At 74.5% G+C, this 20329-nt stretch carries 21 protein-coding genes; 9 read left to right on the top strand and 12 right to left on the bottom strand.

The features are described from left to right. Positions 1-107 precede the first annotated feature (107 nt). A complete protein-coding gene (gene hutH, locus LPA54_RS22180) occupies positions 108-1649 on the top strand; it encodes a histidine ammonia-lyase (protein ID WP_228980544.1) in 1542 nt (513 codons plus the stop codon). Positions 1650-1730: 81 nt separating this feature from the next. On the opposite strand, the gene LPA54_RS22175 is transcribed toward hutH, so the two are convergent. Beyond that, positions 1731-2066 carry a hypothetical protein gene (locus tag LPA54_RS22175; RefSeq protein ID WP_228980496.1) on the bottom strand — a complete coding sequence of 112 codons (336 nt, stop codon included), beginning with the start codon at positions 2064-2066 and terminating at the stop codon, positions 1731-1733. A 106-nt stretch (positions 2067-2172) separates the two neighbouring features. Between LPA54_RS22175 and LPA54_RS22170 the strand changes: the two genes are divergently transcribed. Both LPA54_RS22170 and LPA54_RS22165 read left to right on the top strand, forming a co-directional pair. Beyond that, a complete protein-coding gene (locus tag LPA54_RS22170; protein WP_228980494.1) occupies positions 2173-2544 on the top strand; it encodes a hypothetical protein in 372 nt (123 codons plus the stop codon). 301 nt (positions 2545-2845) lie between these two features. Beyond that, positions 2846-4120, top strand: a complete 1275-nt coding sequence (locus tag LPA54_RS22165; protein ID WP_228980492.1) for an Ig-like domain-containing protein — start codon at positions 2846-2848, stop codon at positions 4118-4120. Between the two features lie 146 nt (positions 4121-4266). On the opposite strand, the gene LPA54_RS22160 is transcribed toward LPA54_RS22165, so the two are convergent. Then, on the bottom strand, positions 4267-5199 hold the full coding sequence (locus LPA54_RS22160) for a helix-turn-helix domain-containing protein (RefSeq protein WP_228980491.1): 933 nt from the start codon (positions 5197-5199) through the stop codon (positions 4267-4269). A 127-nt stretch (positions 5200-5326) separates the two neighbouring features. Here LPA54_RS22160 and LPA54_RS22155 point away from each other — a divergent pair, with 127 nt between their 5' ends. Together LPA54_RS22155 and LPA54_RS22150 are read left to right on the top strand one after the other, a co-directional pair. After that, positions 5327-6370 carry an NAD(P)-dependent alcohol dehydrogenase gene (locus LPA54_RS22155; protein ID WP_228980489.1) on the top strand — a complete coding sequence of 348 codons (1044 nt, stop codon included), beginning with the start codon at positions 5327-5329 and terminating at the stop codon, positions 6368-6370. Positions 6371-6667: 297 nt separating this feature from the next. Then, on the top strand, positions 6668-7018 hold the full coding sequence (locus LPA54_RS22150; protein WP_228980487.1) for a DUF1330 domain-containing protein: 351 nt from the start codon (positions 6668-6670) through the stop codon (positions 7016-7018). An 87-nt stretch (positions 7019-7105) separates the two neighbouring features. Here LPA54_RS22150 and LPA54_RS22145 read toward each other — a convergent pair whose 3' ends face one another. The 7 genes from LPA54_RS22145 to LPA54_RS22115 all read right to left on the bottom strand — a co-directional run bounded on the left by LPA54_RS22145 (position 7106) and on the right by LPA54_RS22115 (position 14206). Continuing rightward, positions 7106-7636 carry a hypothetical protein gene (locus LPA54_RS22145; RefSeq protein ID WP_228980485.1) on the bottom strand — a complete coding sequence of 177 codons (531 nt, stop codon included), beginning with the start codon at positions 7634-7636 and terminating at the stop codon, positions 7106-7108. A gap of 311 nt (positions 7637-7947) precedes the next feature. Next, a complete protein-coding gene (locus LPA54_RS22140; protein ID WP_228980483.1) occupies positions 7948-8295 on the bottom strand; it encodes a hypothetical protein in 348 nt (115 codons plus the stop codon). Further along, on the bottom strand, positions 8288-8953 hold the full coding sequence (gene msrA / locus LPA54_RS22135; RefSeq protein ID WP_228980481.1) for a peptide-methionine (S)-S-oxide reductase MsrA: 666 nt from the start codon (positions 8951-8953) through the stop codon (positions 8288-8290). Before msrA ends, LPA54_RS22140 begins: the two co-directional genes overlap by 8 nt. A 56-nt stretch (positions 8954-9009) precedes the next feature. After that, entirely contained in the window at positions 9010-10086 is a 1077-nt protein-coding gene (locus LPA54_RS22130) for a hypothetical protein (protein ID WP_228980479.1), read from the bottom strand. Next, positions 10083-11210, bottom strand: coding sequence for a hypothetical protein (locus tag LPA54_RS22125; RefSeq protein ID WP_228980478.1), 1128 nt, complete (start codon positions 11208-11210; stop codon positions 10083-10085). Before LPA54_RS22125 ends, LPA54_RS22130 begins: the two co-directional genes overlap by 4 nt. 99 nt (positions 11211-11309) lie before the next feature. Then, entirely contained in the window at positions 11310-12905 is a 1596-nt protein-coding gene (locus LPA54_RS22120; RefSeq protein ID WP_228980477.1) for a M48 family metalloprotease, read from the bottom strand. Between the two features lie 194 nt (positions 12906-13099). Then, positions 13100-14206: a hypothetical protein gene (locus LPA54_RS22115; RefSeq protein ID WP_228980542.1), complete on the bottom strand. Its 1107-nt coding sequence runs from the start codon at positions 14204-14206 to the stop codon at positions 13100-13102. Between the two features lie 67 nt (positions 14207-14273). Here LPA54_RS22115 and LPA54_RS22110 point away from each other — a divergent pair, with 67 nt between their 5' ends. Continuing rightward, complete coding sequence (locus LPA54_RS22110; protein WP_228980476.1) at positions 14274-15428, top strand: cystathionine gamma-synthase; 1155 nt, start codon at positions 14274-14276, stop codon at positions 15426-15428. A gap of 21 nt (positions 15429-15449) precedes the next feature. Here the strand turns inward: LPA54_RS22110 and LPA54_RS42690 are convergent, their stop codons facing one another. The 3 genes from LPA54_RS42690 to LPA54_RS22095 form a co-directional block, all read right to left on the bottom strand. Further along, positions 15450-15788: a hypothetical protein gene (locus LPA54_RS42690; RefSeq protein ID WP_306806521.1), complete on the bottom strand. Its 339-nt coding sequence runs from the start codon at positions 15786-15788 to the stop codon at positions 15450-15452. Beyond that, entirely contained in the window at positions 15785-16225 is a 441-nt protein-coding gene (locus LPA54_RS22100) for a sigma factor-like helix-turn-helix DNA-binding protein (RefSeq protein WP_228980475.1), read from the bottom strand. Before LPA54_RS22100 ends, LPA54_RS42690 begins: the two co-directional genes overlap by 4 nt. A 117-nt stretch (positions 16226-16342) precedes the next feature. Next, positions 16343-16855, bottom strand: a complete 513-nt coding sequence (locus LPA54_RS22095; protein ID WP_228980473.1) for a MarR family winged helix-turn-helix transcriptional regulator — start codon at positions 16853-16855, stop codon at positions 16343-16345. Between the two features lie 123 nt (positions 16856-16978). Here LPA54_RS22095 and ilvA point away from each other — a divergent pair, with 123 nt between their 5' ends. The 3 genes from ilvA (at position 16979) to LPA54_RS22080 (ending at position 20263) form a co-directional block, all read left to right on the top strand. After that, the gene (gene ilvA / locus LPA54_RS22090; protein ID WP_228980472.1) at positions 16979-18208 is read left to right on the top strand and encodes a threonine ammonia-lyase; all 1230 of its coding nucleotides are present in this window, start codon (positions 16979-16981) and stop codon (positions 18206-18208) included. A 145-nt stretch (positions 18209-18353) separates the two neighbouring features. After that, positions 18354-19415, top strand: coding sequence for an ATP-binding cassette domain-containing protein (locus LPA54_RS22085; RefSeq protein WP_228980471.1), 1062 nt, complete (start codon positions 18354-18356; stop codon positions 19413-19415). Beyond that, complete coding sequence (locus LPA54_RS22080) at positions 19412-20263, top strand: ABC transporter permease (protein WP_228980470.1); 852 nt, start codon at positions 19412-19414, stop codon at positions 20261-20263. The genes LPA54_RS22085 and LPA54_RS22080 overlap by 4 nt, the downstream gene beginning before the upstream one ends. Positions 20264-20329 lie beyond the last annotated feature (66 nt).

Raw genomic sequence — 20329 nt, 5'->3', positions numbered from 1 at the left:
GTCGGGGCGTGCGGGTGGCCCGTGCGGGGCCGGGTGGGGGTAAGGGGCTGTCTCGCCGCAGGGTAGTGACACGTTGGGATTCAGTCCGTAGGGTGCTGAATATGGATATGCACACTGTCGTGGTGGGGACGTCCGGTACCACCGCCGCCGACGTCATCGCCGTCGCCCGCGGCAACGCCCGCGTCGAGCTGTCCCAGGAGGCCCTCGACGCCCTCGCCCGCGCCCGGGAGGTCGTGGACGCGCTCGCCGCCAAGCCGGAGCCGGTCTACGGCGTCTCGACCGGGTTCGGGGCGCTCGCCACGCGGCACATCGGCCAGGACCTGCGGGCCCGGCTGCAGCGCAACATCGTCCGCTCGCACGCCGCCGGCATGGGCCCGCGCGTCGAGCGGGAGGTCGTCCGTGCCCTGATGTTCCTGCGCCTGAAGACCGTCGCCTCCGGACACACCGGCGTGCGCCCGCACGTCGCCCGGACCATGGCCGACGTCCTCAACGCCGGCATCACCCCGGTCGTCCACGAGTACGGCTCGCTCGGCTGCTCCGGCGACCTCGCGCCGCTGTCCCACTGCGCGCTCGCCCTCATGGGCGAGGGTGACGCCGAGGGCCCCGACGGCGAGGTGCGCCCCGCCGCCGAGCTGCTCGCCGCCCACGGCATCACCCCCGTCGAGCTGCGCGAGAAGGAGGGGCTCGCCCTCCTCAACGGCACCGACGGCATGCTCGGCATGCTCGTCATGGCCCTCGCCGACCTGGAGACGCTCTACAAGACGGCCGACGTCACCGCCGCGCTCTCCCTGGAGGCGCTGCTCGGCACCGACAGGGTCCTGCGGCCCGAGCTGCACGCCATCCGCCCGCACCCCGGACAGGGCGCGGCCGCCGCCAACATGCTCGCCGTCCTCGACGGCTCCGGCCTCGTCGGGCACTACCAGGCCGACGAGGCGCCCCGCGTGCAGGACGCCTACTCCGTGCGCTGCGCCCCCCAGGTCGCCGGCGCCGGCCGCGACACCCTGGCGCACGCCCGGACGGTCGCCGAGCGCGAACTCGCCGCCGCCGTCGACAACCCCGTGGTCCTGTCCGACGGCCGCGTCGAGTCCAACGGCAACTTCCACGGCGCCCCCGTCGCGTACGTCCTCGACTTCCTCGCCGTCGCCGCGGCCGACCTCGGCTCCATCGCCGAGCGGCGCACCGACCGGCTCCTCGACAAGAACCGCAGCCACGGCCTGCCGCCGTTCCTCGCCGACGACGCGGGCGTCGACTCCGGGCTGATGATCGCGCAGTACACGCAGGCCGCCCTGGTCAGCGAGATGAAGCGGCTCGCCGTCCCGGCCTCCGCCGACTCCATCCCGTCGTCCGCCATGCAGGAGGACCACGTCTCCATGGGCTGGTCCGCGGCCCGCAAGCTGCGCACCGCCATCGGCAACCTCAACCGCGTCCTCGCCGTCGAGCTGTACGCCGCGACCCGCGCGATCGAGCTGCGCCACGGCCTCACCCCGGCGCCCGCCTCCCGCGCCGTCATCCACGCGCTGCGCGCCGCCGGCGTCGAGGGCCCCGGCCCGGACCGGTTCCTGGCGCCCGACCTGGAGGCTGCCGACGCCTTCGTCCGGGCCGGCGGAGTCGTCGCCGCGGCCGAGCAGGTCACCGGGCCGCTCGCCTGAGGAGCCCCCGCGGGGCGGCCCGCCCGGCGGGGGACCGCCCGGCGGGGCGGGGCGGCGCCGCGGGGGCCGGGGCGCACGCGGTCAGGACGCCGCGTGCGCCCCGCGCCGTACCGCGAACGTGACGAGGCCGACGCCGACGGCGAGGAAGGCCGTGCCACCGAGCAGGTACGGCGAGGTGTCCACGCCGCTGCCGGTCTCGGCCAGCCTCAGCTGCTGAGGGGTCGCCCCGGACCGGCCCTCCGGCGTGCCGCCGGCCGCGGCGGCACGCACGTCGGTGGCGTCTCTCGCCGTCCGGCGGCTGGACTCCGGGGCGCCCGGCTCCTCGACGGTGGCGTTCGCCGAGGGCACGAACCACAGGGCGCCGAGCAGCGTCCCGGCGGCGGTGGCGGTCAGCAGAGGTCGGCGTGCGACGGACACAGGTTCAGATCCCCTTGCGGAACCGAGAATTGGGTGTTGCGCAGATGCTAGTGAACACAGCGGGTCGCGGAAAAGTCGTGCCCGCGGGCGGCTTACGCTCCGTCATATGACCTCTTCTGAGACCTCACGGTATGTACGGCTTCGCGTGGACCTGGTGCTGGAGGTGACCGAGCGGGACGAGCTGACCGACGCCGCACTGCGACGGATCGGCGACGACGAGTACATGCCCGACGAGGAGCGGGCGCACGCCCGGGCGGCCGTCCGCGAGGACGAAGCGGAAGCGCTCGCGTACCTCGTCGAGCCCTTCCAGTTGGTCGGCGAGGTGCCCGGGGTGGAGCTCGTCCAGGCGTCGTGGAGCAGCGAGCAGGCGGCGTACGACCCGGACGTGGACGCCTGGCTCGTCGACGACGACGACGACTTCGACGACGACGATCGCGACGACAGCGACGCCGACGGCAGCGGCGCCGACCGGCAGTGACGCCGACGGCCAGCGGCGCCCACCGGCAGTGCCAGCGGCGACCGTGACGGCGGCGGCAGCGGTGAGGGGGGCGGCGGTGGCCGGGGGGCGGACGGGCGGCGCGGCTGAAGCGCGGTCGTGACATCCTGCTGAGCCCCGGTACCGCGCGCCCCCGGCGCGTGCGGCCGGGGCCACACCCCGTCGGGAACCGAGCCGCCCGCTCGTGCGTCGATCAGTGGTGTTCCCCACACCTTGCCCCGGGGGGAACGGGGCAGGGTGATATGGGCGTTCTGGTGAAGAGTCGAGCAGGATATCCGCGATAATGGAGAAGCGTGTGATGACGGACGGTAAGCGGCGCAGGGGCCTGGTGGCCGCGTCCGCACTGCTGAGCGGCGTGCTGGCGCTCACCGCCTGCAACGACGGTGAGAAGACCGACGCGGCCAACGGCAGCAGCGGGAGTCCGGACGGCTCACAGGCCCAGGTCGACGAGGCCGCCGCGCAGAAGACCTCGCAGGCCCGAATAACGATCACCCCGAAGAACGGCGCGAACAACGCCTCGATCAACAACGACGCCAAGGTCACCGTCGCCGACGGCACGCTCACCTCGGTCGTCATGACCTCCCCCGACGGCGAGGCGGTCAAGGGGGAGATGGCCGCCGACGGCAAGAGCTGGACCCCCTCCGAGCAGCTCGAACGCGCGACGACGTACAAGATCGCCGCGACGGCGAAGGACTCCGAGGGCCGCGAGGCCCACGAGAACTCCTCCTTCACCACCGTCTCCAAGGACAACAGCTTCATCGGCAACTTCACGCCGGAGGACGGCTCCACCGTCGGCGTCGGCATGCCCGTCTCGATCACCTTCAACAAGCCGATCAAGGACCGCAAGGCCGTGCAGTCGGCCATCGAGGTGTCCTCCTCCAGCGGCCAGGAGGTCGTCGGCCACTGGTTCAACGACCAGCGCGTCGACTTCCGCCCCGAGCAGTACTGGGCGGAGGGCTCCACGGTCACGCTGAAGCTGAAGCTCGACGGGGTCGAGGGCTCGGACGGCGTCTTCGGCGTCCAGCAGAAGACCGTCACCTTCAAGGTCGGCCGCAACCAGATCTCCACGGTGGACGTCGCCGCGAAGAAGATGACCGTCCAGCAGGACGGCAAGACGGTCAAGACGATCCCGATCTCCGCGGGCTCCCCGGACAACCCGACCTACAACGGTCAGATGGTGATCTCCGAGAAGTTCAAGGAGACCCGGATGAACGGCGCGACCGTCGGGTTCACGGACGACGACGGCAAGGGCGAGTACGACATCAAGGACGTCCCGCACGCCATGCGGCTGTCCACGTCGGGCACCTTCATCCACGGCAACTACTGGGGCGCCGACTCGGTCTTCGGCAACGCCAACACCAGCCACGGCTGCGTGGGCCTGAACGACGTGAAGGGCGCCGGCGACCCGAAGCAGCCCGCCGCGTGGTTCTACGACAACTCGCTCATCGGCGACGTGGTGATCGTCAAGAACTCCAACGACAAGACGATCAAGCCGGACAACGGCCTCAACGGCTGGAACATGAGCTGGGCCGACTGGAAGGCCGGCTCGGCGCTCTGACCCGCGGCGCCCGCTCCGCGCTCCGGCGCCCCCGGAGCGCGGACCACGGCATGACGGAGGCGGCGGCGCACCCCGGTGAGGGGAGCGCCGCCGCCTCCGTCGCGCACGCGCCCCGGAGGTCCGGGCGGCGCCGGGGGCGGGGCGGCTCAGGGGTCCCGCGGGTCGGCCGGCGGAGCGAAGGCCGCCGAGGCGTTCGCGGTGGCGGGCTCCCCGGCGGCGGGGCCCCCGGCGGCGGAGGCGTCCACGCCCCAGTTCGCCAGCAGCCGCAGCGACTCGGCGGCGGGGGAGCCCGGCTCGGCGGTGTAGGCCAGCAGGCTCTGGTCGTGGTCGCCGGGGATCCGCAGGGTCTCGTACGACAGGGTCACCTCCCCGACCAGCGGGTGGCGCAGCCGCTTCACCCCGTGCCCCTTCTCCTGCACCGTGTGCGCGGCCCACAGCGACCGGAACTCCGTGCTCCGTACGGACAGGTCGCCCACCAGCGTCGTGAGCTGCGGGTCGTCGGCGGAGCACCCGGCGTACATCCGCAGCACGCTCACCACCTCCGTCGCCTTCGCCTCCCAGTCCACGTACAGGTCGCGCGCCGCGGGGGAGAGGAAGACGTGCCGGGCCATGTTCCGCTCCTGCGGCTCCAGCGCGGCGAAGTCACCGAACAGGGCCCGCGCGAGCCGGTTCCACGCCAGCACGTCCAGCCGCTGCCCCAGGACGAGGGCGGGCACCGAGTCCATGGAGTCCAGCAGGTGGCGCACGGCGGGCCGTACCGTCTGCTGCCGGAAACCGCGCGACCGCTTCCGCTTCCCGTGCGCGGGCTTCGCCAGGTGCAGCAGGTGGTCGCGCTCGGCGTCCGTCAGGCGCAGCGCACGGGCGATGGCGTCCAGCACCTCGGTGGAGACGTTCTGCCCGTTCCCCTGCTCCAGCCGCGTGTAGTACGCGACGGACACCCCGGCCAGCAGCGCCAGCTCCTCCCGGCGCAGCCCCGGCACCCGCCGCAGCCGCCCCAGCGCCGGCAGGCCGACGTCCTCGGGCTTCAACCGGGCACGCCGGGAACGGAGGAACTCGCTGAGCTCGGCACGCTGGTCCATGCCCCCAGTATCCCGGCCGCCCCGCCGGGCACGCCCGCCGTCCCTGTCCCTGCCAGTGGTACGCACGCCGGTGGTACGTACACCAGGGGGCTGGGTGGAACCGCAGGTGGCAGGCAGGATCGCCGGTATGACCACGAACGTACCCGCATACGCCGCCCCCGCCCCCAAGGCCCCGCTGGAGCGCACCACCGTGCCGCGCCGCGCGGTGGGCGAGCACGACGTCCTCATCGAGATCCGGTACGCGGGCATCTGCCACTCCGACATCCACCAGGCCCGCGACGGATGGGGCGAGGGCATCTACCCGATGGTGCCCGGCCACGAGATCGCCGGCGTGGTGACCGAGGCCGGCCCGTCGGTGACGCGGTTCCGCGTCGGAGACCGGGTCGGCGTGGGCTGCTTCGTCGACTCCTGCCGGGAGTGCGCGTACTGCCGCCAGGGCCTGGAGCAGTACTGCGTGCGCGGCATGACCGGCACGTACAACGCCCTCGACCGGAACGGCGGGCCCACCTACGGCGGCTACTCGACGCACATCGTCGTCGACGAGAACTACACCCTCCGCATACCCGACGCGCTCCCCCTCGACGTCGCCGCCCCCCTGCTGTGCGCCGGCATCACCCTGTACTCGCCGCTCGCGCGCTGGCAGGCCGGCCCCGGCAAGAAGGTCGCCGTCGTCGGCCTGGGCGGCCTCGGCCACATGGGCGTGAAGATCGCCCACGCCATGGGCGCCGAGGTGACCGTCCTCAGCCAGACCCTCCGCAAGGAGGCGGACGGCCGCAAGCTCGGCGCCGACCACTTCCACGCGACGAGCGACCCCGCCACCTTCGAGCGGCTGGCCGGCACCTTCGACCTGATCGTCTCCACGGTCTCGGCCCCGCTGGACTTCGGCGCCTACCTCGGCCTGCTGAAGACGGACGGCGCGCTCGTGAACGTCGGCGCGCCGGAGGAGCCCGTCTCCCTCAACCTCTTCTCCCTCATCAACGGCCGCAGGACGCTCGCCGGCTCCATGATCGGCGGCATCGCGGAGACCCAGGAGATGCTGGACTTCTGCGCCGAGCACGGCCTGGGCGCGGAGATCGAGGTCATCCGCGCCGACCAGGTCAACGAGGCGTACGAGCGGGTCCTCGCCGGCGACGTCCGCTACCGCTTCGTCATCGACACCGCGACCCTCTGACGCGTCGGGGCGGCCGCCGGCAAGGCCGCCGCCCCGCGCCGATCCTGGTGCGCCTTCACGGTCACCCGCCGCTGACACCTGCGGCCCCCGGCGCCCCGGAGCACCCCCGCGGTGCGCCGGGGCGCCGCGCCGTGCCGCCGTGCCGCCGAACCGCAGTGCCGCCGTGCCGCAGTGCCGCCGTGCCGCTGTACCGACGTGCCGACGGATGATCGACACCCCTTCCCCCCGTCCCCGCCGTCGGGCACCCTGGGAGATCGACACCGCCTGCCGGCAGGCGGGTCGAGGAGAGGGGACCCCATGCCCGCGTACGCGATAGCCCGGCTGCGCCCGACCGACACCCTCCATGACGAGGTCCTCACCTACATGGAGCGGGTCCAGGGCACCCTGGACCCGTACGACGGCCGCTTCCTCATCCACGGCGCGCCCGAGCGCGAGGTCCGCGAGGGCGACTGGCCGGACGCCGTGGTCATCGTCGCCTTCCCGTCCATGTCCCACGCCCGCGCCTGGTACGACTCGCCCGCCTACCAGGAGCTCCTGCCCCTGCGCACCCGCCACCTGGACGGCGACCTGATCCTCATCGACGGCCTCCCGCCGAACTACGACCCGGCCACGACCGCCGCGGCGCTCCGCACGGCCCGACTCCCCTGACCGCACCCGGGAGAGGCCCGGAGAACGCCGCCGGCCCCCGGGCGGACGATCACCCGGGGGCCGGCGGCCTCACCACGTCTCAGGGCGTCAGTTGTACTCGATGCCCCACAGGTTGCTGCTCTTCTTGACCGGGGCGACGATGTTGGCCTTGTAGATCGTCGTGGCCTTGCAGGCGCCGCCGGCGCCGGTGGACACGCGGTACTTGTGCGCCGTGAAGCTCTTGGCCTCGTGCTGCATCATCAGCCGGCCCCGGGACTTGCCCGTCTTCTTCTGCACCGTGGCCGAGTAGGTCCACGTGTCGGACTGCGACCAGCTCTTGCCGACCGCGACGCTGAACGAGGTGGACGCCTTGGCGAAGATCACTCCCGCGTCGGCACCCACGGTGGCGGTGCCGGTGGCGGTCCAGGTGCCGGTCTTGTTCTTCGCGTAGCTGATGGTGACGCCCGGCCTGGCCCAGTCGCTGTGGACGTTGGTGTTCTTCCACACCGTCTTCTTGTTGAGGATCGAGTAGAACGTCCCCGACTGGTCGCAGGCCGCGAACGCCGGCGCCGCCGTGCCCACGACGATTCCGCCACTGACCACGACAGTGGCGAGCGCGGCACTGAGAGCGCGTCTCATGATTGGGTCCCCCTCGTTTCGGATCAGCCGTGTTCGGCTGACCGGTCGAGCGGAAGCCTGCCAGCCAAGAAGCGGCGAAGACCAGCCAATTGAGGATCACTTGAGGCGGAGGCATCCCGTCCGCGGGGAGGAATGGGGCCGCTCCCGGCCACTTGGGACAGACGAGGGAGTCCTCATGTCCTCGGCGGGGCCGGGAGCGGCACCGTCGCCGACGTCGGGGGCGCCCCGACCTCCCACCGCTGTCCGGCGGGAGGACGGCCGGGGACGCCGCTGCCCGTCGTCGGACCGGACCGGCCGTCGACGGGGCCCGCTCAGTCCTCCGGCGAGGCGGCGAAGCTCGGCTTCGGCCAGGCCGTGACCGGGTCCCCGGACGCCGCGTAGACCTCCAGGGACGAGAGGTAGCCGTCCTCGGTGAAGACCATGACCCCGGCGCCGTCCGGTCCGGCGTACCAGGCGTCCGCGGCCGGGTTCGGGTGCGCCGGGGCCGGTGGGACCGCCGCGCGGTCCACGACCAGGTCGACCGTCACGCAGCCGCAACCGCACCGGCCCGTCACCCGCGTGTGCCGGACCTGGGCGCGCAGGGCGCCGCTCACGGGGTCGGGGCCGGCGAGCAGCGCGGCCAGCGTCAGTGCCGCCTCCGGCGGGAGGGGCTCAGCCATCCGCCGACGCGATGCCCACCGGGCAGGTCACGCCCGTGCCGCCGATGCCGCAGTAGCCCGAGGGGTTCTTGTCCAGGTACTGCTGGTGGTACGGCTCCGCCGGGTGGAAGGGGTGGGCGGACGCCGGCTGGAGCTCCGTGGTGATCGTGGAGTGGCCGGCGGACGCCAGGACCCGCTGGTACGCCTCGCGGGACGCCGCGGCGGCCTCGGCCTGGGCCGGGGTGTGGGTGAAGACGGCCGAGCGGTACTGGGTGCCCACGTCGTTGCCCTGGCGGTAGCCCTGGGTGGGGTCGTGGGCCTCCCAGAAGACCTTGAGGAGCTCCTCGTACGGCACGACGGACGGGTCGAAGACCACGCGGACGACCTCCGTGTGGCCGGTCAGGCCCGAGCAGACCTCCTCGTACGACGGGTTCGGCGTGGAGCCGCCCTGGTAGCCGACCAGCGTGGTCCACACGCCGGGCGTCCGCCAGAAGACGCGCTCCGCGCCCCAGAAGCAGCCCAGGGCGAAGTCCGCGACCTCCAGGCCCTCCGGGTAGGGGCCCTGGAGGGGGTTGCCGAGGACCGTGTGGCGGTCGGGGACGGTGAACTCCGGCTCCGGGCGGCCCTTCAGCGCCTGCTCGGGCGTGGGCATCTCGGGCGTACGGCGGTACAGGAACATCGCGTCTCCTCCAAAGGGTCCGGTCAGGGGAACGCCCGGGGCGGGCCGGGGATTCCTCAGCGCCGGCCCGCCCCCTTGGCCGCCTCCTCGCGCCAGTGGCAGTACACCCCGGCCGGGTCGGCGTGGTACGCCCACGGGAACGCCCCGATGTGGCCGTCGACCAGGCGGAACTGTTCGAGCGCGGCCTCGTGGCGGCCCTGCCGCGTCAGGAAGTACGCCAGGACGTGCCGCACGGTCGCCACCCGCGGGTGGCCGGGCGGGGCGGCCGCGACGTCCGCCAGGGCCGCGTCGACCAGCGCGACGAGCCGCGGGGACCGGAAGTCGGCGGCCTTCGCGCCGGCGTCGTGGTGCTCCCACCAGGCCACCAGCGGCAGTACCGCCAGCAGGCTGCCGGCCGGGGCCGCCGCGGCCGCCGAGCGCGCGAAGGACTCCGCCAGCTCGGCGGAGCCGTGCCACTTGGCGCACCAGTACTGGAGCGCCGAGGTGTGGGCGTCGAAGTGGTACGGGTCCCGGGCCGTGACCTCCGCCCAGATCCGGTGCACCCGCGCGTGCGGGTAGTTCAGGCCGCGGGCGGTGTGGAGCTCCGCGACGTACGGGGTGGGGTCCGCCGGGTTCAGCTCGGCGGCGCACTCGATCTCGGCCGGGGCCTGGGCGAGCGTGCGGTGGAAGCCGGCGATCTGCTCCCGGCTGGTGTCCTTCGCGTACGCCGCGCCCCGCAGGCGCCACGCCACGGAGACCGTCGCGTGGGCGCGGACCACCGCGACGTCCGGGTCGTCGGGCCCGGCGACGTGCGTCCAGGTCTCCAGCCACGCCCCGTCGCCCTCGGCGGCCGCGTCGCCGAGCGCGCGGGCGTGAGCGCAGCGCAGCGGCCAGTCGCGGTCCTCCCTGGTCGCCGCCATCAGACGGGCGGCCGGTTCCCAGCCGCCGTGCGCGGCGGCGGCCAGGGCGCGTTCCAGGGCGGGCGCGGGGGCGGACAGCAGGGTGTTCTGCCGGGAGCGGGGGAGGAGGCCCAGCTCCTCCGCCGCGCCGGTCGACGGCGGGCGCTCGGAGGGGCCGGCGACCCGCCGGTACACCACGACGCCCACCGCGACGGCGAGGACCAGGACGACCACGCGGGCGATCTCCACGCTCACGCGGCACCCCGCTCGTCGGCGGCGTTCACCGCGGACTCGTCGCGCATCCGGCAGAACTCGCCCGCCGGGTCGCCCTTGTACCGCCACGGCAGTGCGTCGACGTAGCCGTCGACCAGGCGGAACTGCTCCAGGGCCGGCTCCCACCGGTCCTGGAGGTACAGGTAGTACGCGAGCAGGTGGCGGACCTCCGCCAGGCGCGGGTGGTCGGGGTCGGCGGCGGCCGCGTCGGCGAGGGCGGCGTCCACGGCCGCGTACATCTCCGGGGTGCGGTCCACGTCGGCCGAGTCGGACTCGTCGTGCTCGAAGTGCGCGATCAGCGGGAACGCCCGCATCAGCGTGCCGGGGGGCGCCTCGGCGGCGGCGCGCACGGCGAACGCCCGCGCCAGCTCCTCCGAGCCGTGCCACTTGCCGCACCAGTACTGGAGCGCGGAGAAGTGCGCCTCGTAGTGGTGCGGGGCGCGGCTGGTGATGTCCCGCCAGATCCGGTGCATCTCCTCGTGCGGGTAGCCGAGGCCGATCGCGGTCCAGATCTCGCCCACGTACGGGGACGGGTCGTCGTGCGGGGCCAGCTCCGCCGCGCGGGCGTGCTCGCCCCTGGTGCGGGCCAGGGTGCGGTGGAAGCCCTCGAACTGCTCGGACGTCGTGTACCGGGCCCGCTTCGCGCCGCGGATCCGCCACGCCAGGAAGACCGAGCTGCGGGCCCGTACGAGCGCCGCGCCCGGGTCGTCGGGGCGGGCCGCCTCCCAGGAGAGCAGCCAGGCGTCGTCCTCGGCGCCGACGTCGGCGAACTTCTCGCAGTACGCGGTGCGGCGCTCCCAGTCGCGGGCGGCGGCCGTCCCGTCGAGGAGGGCGGCGGCGGGCTCCCAGTCGCCGGCGCGGGCGGCGGCGAGGGCGACCGTCAGGGCCTGCGGCTGCGGCGCCGCGAGCTTGGTGTGCTGCCGTTCGGGCGGCAGCAGGCCGAGCGCGGCGACCCGCTCGGCGGCCCGCGCGGTCGCCTCCTCGGCGTCGGGGTCGGAGCGCCACCCCTCGATCGCGCCCTGCACGATCGCCTTGAGGAAGTAGACGCCGACCCCCAGGACCAGGAGGACGACGGGGGTCAGGACGACCCAGAGCAGGATCTTCACGGTGGTGACCTCGGAGGGGGGTGAGAACAGCGGGGGTGGAGGTGCGCGGGCGGGAGGTGCGGGCGGGCCCCGCCCCGGGGGCGGGGCCGGGAGGCCGGGTCAGGCGGGCGTCGCGAGCAGCGCCCGCAGCGGCGCCGTGTCGGGGCGGTCGGCGACCGCCGCGTCCAGGGCGTCCGGCAGCCGCTCCTCGTACGCGTCCGGCATGACGAGCGCCGCCGCGTCCGACCAGGACAGCTCCCAGCGGGCGACCCCCCGGGCGATCAGCTCGCCCGCGACCAGCCGGGCCAGGCCGCGGCGCAGCACGGGACGGGCGAACTCGCGGGCCGCGCGCCCCTTCGCCTCCCCGGCCTGCTCCGACTTCGGCAGCCGGTCGGCGATCTCCCAGCCGGCGCCCAGGTCGAGCGCGTTCAGCAGCGCGCCGAGCGAGCCCTCGCCGCCGGTCACCTCGGCGGTCGCCCGCCGCAGCGGCTCGGCCTCCCGCGCGAAGTGCGCGGTCATCGCCTCGTGGACCAGCTCCGGCCAGTCGACGCGGCGCATCCGCAGCGCCTCCGGGGTGAGCGAGACGTCCTCCACGGCCGCGAGCGCCGCGTCCGCGTCGGCGAGCAGGCCCAGCGCCGGCGCCGCCGCCTCGGAGCCGCGCCCGTCGTCGGGGAGGGCCTCCAGCCGGGCGACCCGCTCGGCGACCGGCGGGTGCGAGTCGTAGGGGGACGCCGGCTCGGTCGGCAGGTCGCGGCGCATGGCCGCCAGCTCGTCGGCGCGGGCGGCCAGCAGGTGGCGGACGCCGCCGAAGACCTCGCCGCGCGGCGGCAGCAGGCCGGCGCCGACGCCGAGGGTCGCGTACGAGCTCATGTAGAAGCCGTGCGCGGCGTCCAGGGCGGGCAGCCCGCGCAGGGCCGCCGCGGTCGCGTCGCGGCCCGCGATCCGGGCGGCGGCCAGGTCGGCGGCCAGCTCCTGGCGGCGGGAGGCGGCGAGGGTGGCGCGGAGGTAGAAGTGGCCGTACGCGCGGTAGATCCGCGCCATGGCCCGATAGGTGAGGCCGACGCCCGTGGTGTCGACCTCCTTGGCGTCCTTGCCCCGGGCGAGCTTCCTGGCGTTCTTCTTCTCCTGCTTGGCCCGCTCCTTGGCGACCTTGTCGCCGGCCCGCTCCTCGAAGTGGGCGATGGTGCGGGCGACCTGGACGCGGCCGCGGACGGTGATGGCGGACAGACGGGTGTCGGCGTTGCCGTAGTGGCCCATCTCGTGCGCGAGCACGGCCCGCAGCTGCGGCTCGGTCAGGCCCGCCATGAGCGGCAGGCCCAGGTAGAGGCGGCGGGTGCCGCCGAGGAGGCCGAGGAGGCGGGCGTCCTCGCTGACGGCGGCGTTCATGTCGGCGGTCAGCCGGATCTCGTCGGGCGCGCGCGTGCCGACCCGGTCGGCGAGGTCGCGCACCGCCCGCCAGAGCCGCGGCTCGTGCTCCTCGGTGACGAGGACGCCGTCCGGGTCGCCGCCCTTCGGGGTGCGGAGCATGAACATGCCGCGGACGATCGGCACGGCCAGCAGCCCGCTGACGACGTACAGCTTCAGCGCGAGGCTGCTGGGCGTCCACAGGTACGCGGCCCAGTCGGCGAGGGCGAGCGCGGCGAGCAGGCCGAGGCCGAGCAGGTAGAAGCCGCCGAGCAGTACGGAGGCGCGCAGCGCGCGCAGGAAAGCGCCCATCGGGCTTGGATCCCCCCACGGGATGAGAAGAGGCGCCGGGCCGAAAACGGCATGGCGAAGCGACGTGGGGGGAAGCGGAGTATCACCCACCGGCGGGTCGCTTCGCAAGCGTGTTCCCGGCCGTGGGGCCCGGGCCCGGGCGCGGCGCCCGGGGTCTCGGCGGCGGTCGCGCCGCCCGGCCGCAGCGCCGCGCCTCAGCGGGGCAGCGTCGCCGGGTTGCCGCCGTTCGCCTCGTACCCCGCGACGGCGAGCGCCCGGTACACCGCGTACTCGCCCGCCGGGTCCTCGCCCATCGTCCACGGCAGCGCCCCGACGTGCCCGTCGACGTGCACGATCTGGTGCATGGCCTCGCTCCACCGCTGCGCGCCCACCAGGAAGTGGATCAGCAGGTGCCGCACGTGCGCGAGCATCGGGTCGTCGGGCCGGGCCGAGTGCACCGCGTACAGCGCGCCCTCCATCGCCTGCGACACCACGCGCGTGCCGTAGAAGTCGCGCACCATCGCCAGGTCGGGCAGGTGCTCCCACACGGCGAACAGCGGCAGCGCCGCCAGCAGCGAGCCCTGCGGGGCGCGCGCCGCGGCGGACGTGGCGAACCGGTCGGCGTCCTGCCGCGTGCCGTGCCACTTCTCGCACCAGTAGTGCAGCGCCGCGATGTGCGCGCCCATGTGGCCGGGGGCGCGGTCCATCACCTTCGCCCACACCTGGTCGAACCGCTCGTGCGGGTAGCCCAGGCCGCGGGCGACGGCCAGTTCGACGATGTACGGCACGGGGTCGCCCGGCGCCAGCAGCGCCGCCTCGCCGCACACCGTCCGCGCCTCCTCCAGGATGATGCGGAACTCGTCCGTCCCGACCGTCGCCGTCCGCCACGCCTGCTGCACCAGGAACTCGGCGTGCACCGCCGCACCCCCCGCGTCCTTCGGCGCCTCCGCCCGCCACGCCCGCAGCCACGCGCCCCCGACGCCCGGCCGCTGCCGCAGCTCCAGCGACGCCGCCCCGGCGAACGCCTGCACCCGCTGCCAGCGCGCCTCGCCCTCCTTGGGCGTGCCCGCCAGCAGCTGGGACGCGGCCCGCCAGTCCTGGGTGCGCTGCACGACGTCCAGCACCTCCACCAGGTCCTCGTCCGGGCCCGGCATGCGGACGTCGAGCAGTTCCTGCCGCACGAAGCCGTACGCGAGCGGGTCGGCCGCGTCGGGCGCGCCGGGCTCGACCAGGCGGATGCCGCCGGAGCGGCGGCGCAGCAGCCAGGGCGCGACGACCGCGGCGATCAGGCCGACGGCGAACAGGAACCAGAGAATCTCCACCATGCGCCCATTGTCCCGGACGGCCGCGGGAAGGCGCCGGGCGGACCGCTCGCACTACGCTCGCCCCATGAGCGACGAGCACACCCACCAGAACTTCGAGACCCGCGCCATCCACGCGGGCAACACCGCCGACCCGCTGACCGGCGCGGTCGTCCCGCCGATCTACCAGGTGTCGACGTACAAGCAGGACGGCGTGGGCGGGCTGCGCGGCGGTTACGAGTACAGCCGCAGCGCCAACCCGACCCGCACGGCGCTGGAGGAGAACCTCGCGGCGCTGGAGGGCGGACGCCGCGGCCTGGCCTTCGCGTCGGGGCTCGCCGCCGAGGACTGCCTGCTGCGCGCGCTGCTGGTCCCCGGCGACCACGTGGTGATCCCGAACGACGCCTACGGCGGCACGTTCCGCCTCTTCGCGCAGGTCGTCTCCCGCTGGGGCGTGGAGTGGTCGGTCGCCGACACCTCCGACCCGGCGGCGGTACGGGACGCGCTCACCGACCGCACGAAGCTGATCTGGGTCGAGACGCCCTCGAACCCGCTGCTCGGCATCACCGACATCGCGGCCCTCGCGGACGTGGCGCGCACGGCGGGCGTGAAGCTGGTCGTCGACAACACGTTCGCGTCGCCGTACCTCCAGCAGCCGCTGGCGCTGGGCGCGGACGTCGTCGTGCACTCGCTGACCAAGTACATGGGCGGCCACTCCGACGTCGTGGGCGGCGCGCTGGTCGCGGCGGACGAGACGCTCGGCGAGCAGCTCGCGTACCACCAGAACGCCATGGGCGCCGTCGCCGGCCCGTTCGACTCGTGGATCGTGCTGCGCGGCATCAAGACCCTCGCCGTGCGCATGGACCGGCACGGCGAGAACGCCTCGCGCGTGGCCGAGATGCTCACCTCGCACCCGAAGGTGACGCAGGTCCTGTACCCGGGGCTGCCCGAGCACCCGGGCCACGAGGTCGCCGCCAAGCAGATGCGGTCCTTCGGCGGGATGGTCTCCTTCCGGGTGGCGGGCGGCGAGGAGGCGGCGGTCGAGGTCTGCAACCGCGCGAAGCTCTTCACCCTCGGCGAGTCGCTGGGCGGCGTGGAGTCGCTGATCGAGCACCCGGGCCGGATGACGCACGCGAGCGTCGCCGGGTCGCTGCTGGAGGTCCCCGCGGACCTCGTGCGGCTCTCCGTCGGCATCGAGAACGTCGACGACCTCCTCGCCGACCTGCGCCAGGCGCTGGGCTGAACCGCGCGCCGGCCGGCCGGGTCACCACGGCTCCAGGGGTGGCGTCGTCCTCATGGGGGGCGCCACCCAGGGCTCCGCGGTCCACGCCCACACCGTGAACGCCACGGCCGCCGCGGTCAGCACCAGCCACAGCAGCCGCCGCCGCCACCGCGCGCGGCGGCGCGCGCGGTGACCGCGGGCGAGGGCCCGGGGCAGCAGGTCGGGCGGTACGCGCGGGCGGGCCGCCGCGGCCAGCAGCCGGCGCACCTCCTGCTCCTTGCGGTCGCCGCCGCCCGCCACCGCGGGCCTCTCCCCGGCCCCGCCCGCTCCGGCGACCGCCCCGTCCCCGGAGCCGTCCGCGCCGCCGGCCGCGGGGCTCACGGCGCCATGGCCCGGCGCGGTGAGCTGCGCAGCGCGCCGACGGCCTGCGCGCACAGGGCGCGCACCCGCTCCTCCGACAGCCCGAGCAGCGCGGCGACCTGCTCCTCGTAGAGCCCCTCGTACAGCCTCAGCACCACGGCGAGCCGCTCGCGCGGCGCGAGCGCCGAGAGCGGGCCGCCCCGGCCGTGCCGGAACCGCCGGGCGGCGCGCGCGAAGCGCAACGCCAGCTCGCGCCGGGCGTACACGTACGGGTCCTCGCCGCGCAGCCGGTCCCAGTGCGCGTACGTCGCCCCGAGCGCGGCCGCCACGAGGCGCTGGGCGTGCGGGTTGGCGCCGGACGGCCGGGCGGGCTCGCTCGTCAGGAGCGTGGCGACGTGCAGCAGCCGGCCCGCCGTCCCGGCCACGAACGCCCCGAACCCGAAGTCCTCTGCGACCACGTCCTCATCAGAGTCCAGCGGCCCGGCTCGGTCAAGACTCCTGCGCGGACCCGTCCGTCAGGTCCTGACGGGTCCCGTCGGGGCCCGGCAGGGTCCGTCGGCGTCCGTCAGCGTCCGTCAGGAGGGCTGGTCCTCCTCCGGGTCGGCCGGGGGCAGCCCCAGCTGGCGGGCGGAGAGCGCGGAGTTGAAGCGGGTGAGCAGGGTGCAGAACGACTCCCGCTCGTCGGGGGTCCAGCCCTCCGTGACCCGGGCCATCAGGTCGCGGCGGGAACTGCGCACCTCCTCCAGGCGGGCCTGGCCGCGCGGCGACAGCTGGAGGACGACGGCGCGGCCGTCCTCCGGGTGCGAGGTCCGCTTCACCAGCCCGGTGTCGACCAGCGGCGCGACCTGGCGGGTGACCGTGGAGGAGTCGATGCCCATCCCGGCCGCGAGCGCCTTGACGCCCATCGGGCCTTCCTGGTCGAGCCGGTTGAGCAGCAGGTAGGCGGCCCGGTCCATCGAGTTGCGGAGCTGGCCGGTCCCGCCGAGGCGGGTCTGCTCGGCCCGGCGGGCGAACACGGCCACCTGGTGCTGGAGGGCATCGAGGAGACCGGAGTCAAGATCAGTCGTCATGTCCTGTGAAGTGGGCATGGCTGGGGGCTCTCTCGTGCGGCGGTCGGTGTGGTGGGGGACAGAGTACGCGGCCCGCAGCGCCTCCGTACCGGCGCTGCGGAAACGATATGGACCACTTCCTGAGCTGCGAGACTTGCTGTCATGAGCTTCCGCACCACTCGCCCCTTGCACCCCGTCCTCCTCGACGATGTGAGGGGCGCGCAGAAGATGCTCTCCGGGGTCGCGCGGACGACCGCGCTGGAGGGCAGCCGGCACCTGTCGGCACTGGTCGGGGCCCCGGTGCACCTCAAGTGCGAGAACCTCCAGCGGACCGGCTCGTTCAAGCTCCGCGGCGCGTACGTGCGGATCTCCGGGCTGCGGCCGGAGGAGCGGGCGGCCGGAGTCGTCGCGGCGTCCGCCGGCAACCACGCCCAGGGGGTCGCGCTCGCCTCGTCGCTCCTCGGGGTGCGCTCGACGGTCTTCATGCCGGTCGGCGCCCCGCTGCCGAAGGTCGCCGCGACCCGCGAGTACGGCGCCGAGGTGCGGCTGCGCGGGCAGGTCGTGGACGAGACGCTGGCCGCGGCCCAGGCGTACGCGCGCGACACCGGCGCCGTCTTCATCCACCCCTTCGACCACCCCGACGTCATCGCCGGGCAGGGCACGGTCGGGCTGGAGATCCTGGAGCAGTGCCCGCAGGTGCGGACGATCGTCGTGGGCATGGGCGGCGGCGGGCTCGCGGCGGGGATCGGCGTCGCGGTGAAGGCCCTGCGGCCCGACGTCCGCGTGGTCGGCGTGCAGGCCCGGGCCGCCGCCGCCTACCCCGGGTCGCTCGCGGCGGGCCGGCCGGTCGCCGTGGACTGCGGGCCGACGATGGCGGACGGGATCATGGTGGGGCGGCCGGGGGACGTGCCGTTCGGGCTGGTCCAGGACGTGGTGGACGAGGTGCGCACGGTCTCCGAGGACGCCCTGTCCGCCGCCCTGCTGCTCTGCCTGGAGCGGGCCAAGCTGGTCGTCGAACCGGCGGGCGCGAGCCCGGTCGCGGCGCTCCTCGCCGACCCGGAGGCGTTCGACGGGCCGGTGGTGGCCGTGCTGTCGGGCGGCAACATCGACCCGCTGGTGCTCCAGCGGACCCTGCGCCACGGCATGGCCGCCGCGGGCCGCTACCTGAGCCTGCGGCTGCGCCTGCCGGACCGGCCGGGCGCCCTGGCGAACCTGCTGGGCGTGCTCACCAGCGTCGACGCGAACGTCCTGGACGTCGGCCACGTCCGTACCGACCCGCGGCTGGGCCTGACGGAGGTGGAGGTCGAGCTGCACCTGGAGACGAAGGGCCCCGAGCACTGCGCCGAGGTCGCCGCGGCCCTGCGGGAGGCCGGCCACACGGTGCTGCCCTGACGGCCCGGCCGGGCCCCGGGCCGCCGGAGCGCGGGCCCGGCCGGGCCCCGGGCCGCTGTGGGTGCGGTCACATAATTGCCGGGCGGACCCGGCCCGCCCTCCCTACGCTGCGGGTAGCGATTCACCCAGCAACGGGAGACCCCACATGCCAGGCGCAATCCACGCCGAAGGTCTGGTGAAGACCTTCGGTGACGTACGGGCTCTGGACGGCGTGGACCTCGACGTCCCGGAAGGGACCGTCCTCGGGCTGCTCGGCCCGAACGGCGCGGGGAAGACCACCGCCGTGCGCGTCCTCACCACGCTGCTCAGACCCGACAGCGGCACGGCGGTCGTCGCGGGCGTCGACGTCCTGCGCCACCCCGACGAGGTCCGCAGGTCGATCGGCCTGTCCGGCCAGTTCGCCGCCGTGGACGAGTACCTCACCGGCCGCGAGAACCTCCACATGGTCGGCCGGCTCTACCAGATGTCCGGCCGGGCCGCGAAGGCCCGCGCGGTGGAGCTGCTGGAGCGCTTCCACCTCACCGACGCCGCCGACCGCCCCGCCAAGACGTACTCCGGCGGCATGCGCCGCCGCCTCGACCTCGCCGCCGCGCTCGTGGTGTCGCCGCCCGTGATGTTCATGGACGAGCCGACCACCGGCCTCGACCCGCGCAACCGGCAGCAGCTGTGGGACGTCATCCAGGACCTGGTCGCGGGCGGCACGACGGTGCTGCTCACCACGCAGTACCTGGAGGAGGCCGACCACCTCGCGCACGACATCTGCGTCGTCGACCACGGCAGGGTCATCGCCCGCGGCACCGCCGACGAGCTGAAGGTCCGCACCGGCGGCGAGCGCGTCGAGGTCGTCGTGCACCGGCCCGACCAGATCGACCCCGCCCGCGCCGTCCTCTCCGGCTTCGGCAAGGGGGAGGTCGCCGTCGAGGCGCACACCCGCAGGCTCACCGTCCCGGTGACCGGCGGGGCGAGACTGCTCGCCGAGGTCATCCGCGAGCTGGACACCCGGGGCGTCGGGATCGACGACATCGGCCTGCGCCGGCCGACCCTGGACGACGTCTTCATCTCCCTCACCGGCCACAGCGCCGAGCGGGACGGCGAGGACGCCCCCGAGGACGAGGCCGCCCCGGAGGACGGGGCCCGGGGCGGGCACGCCAGGCGACCGGACCGCAGGAGCGACCGCAAGAGCGACCGCGAGGAGGGTGCCGCATGAGCGCCGTGTCCCGGACCAGCCCGCGCAGCGCCGCGCCCAGGCCGCGCGGCGGCATCGCGCAGTCGGTCGCCGACTCCCTCGTCATCGCCCGGCGCAACCTCATCCGCATGTCCCGGATCCCGGAGATGATCATCTTCGGGCTGATCCAGCCGATCATGTTCGTGGTGCTGTTCAGCTACGTCTTCGGCGGCTCGATGAACATCGGCGGCACCACCGACCCCGACGTCTACCGCAACTTCCTCATGGCCGGCATCTTCGCCCAGACCGTCACCTTCGCCACCGCGGGCGCGGGCGCGGGCATCGCCGACGACATGCACAAGGGCCTCATCGACCGGTTCCGGTCGCTGCCCATGGCCCGCGGCGCGGTCCTCACCGGCCGCACCCTCGCCGACCTGGTGCAGACCACGCTCACCGTCGTCGTCCTCGCAGTGGTCGCCCTGCTCGTCGGCTGGCGCATCCACGAGGGCCTGCCCAAGGCGCTCGCCGCCTTCGTGCTGCTGCTCCTGCTCGGCTACGCCTTCTCCTGGATCGGCGCGCTCATCGGGCTTTCCGTGCGCACGCCCGAGGCGGCCACCTCCGGCGGGCTGATCTGGCTGTTCCCCGTGACGTTCCTGTCCAACGCGTTCGTGGACTCCTCCCGGATGACGCCGTGGCTGCGGCACGTCGCCGAGTGGAACCCCTTCAGCGCCACCGTGCAGGCGTGCCGCGAGCTGTTCGGCAACCCGGGCGTCTCCGACTCCGCGGCCTGGCCCATGCAGCACCCGGTGTGGGCGTCGATCATCTGGTCCCTGTTGATCATCGCGGTCTTCCGCACCCTCGCCGTGCGCAAGTACCGGTCCGCCTCCTGACCCCGCCCGGGGCGCCGGTACGACGGAGGGCCGGGCCGCGCACCTCGCGCGACCCGGCCCTCCGGT

The sequence above is a fragment of the Streptomyces sp. DH12 genome, from assembly GCF_020873895.1.
Taxonomy (GTDB): domain Bacteria; phylum Actinomycetota; class Actinomycetes; order Streptomycetales; family Streptomycetaceae; genus Streptomyces.
The sequence above is the reverse complement of the archived record's forward strand: the minus strand, read 5'-3'. Positions and strand labels throughout refer to the sequence as shown.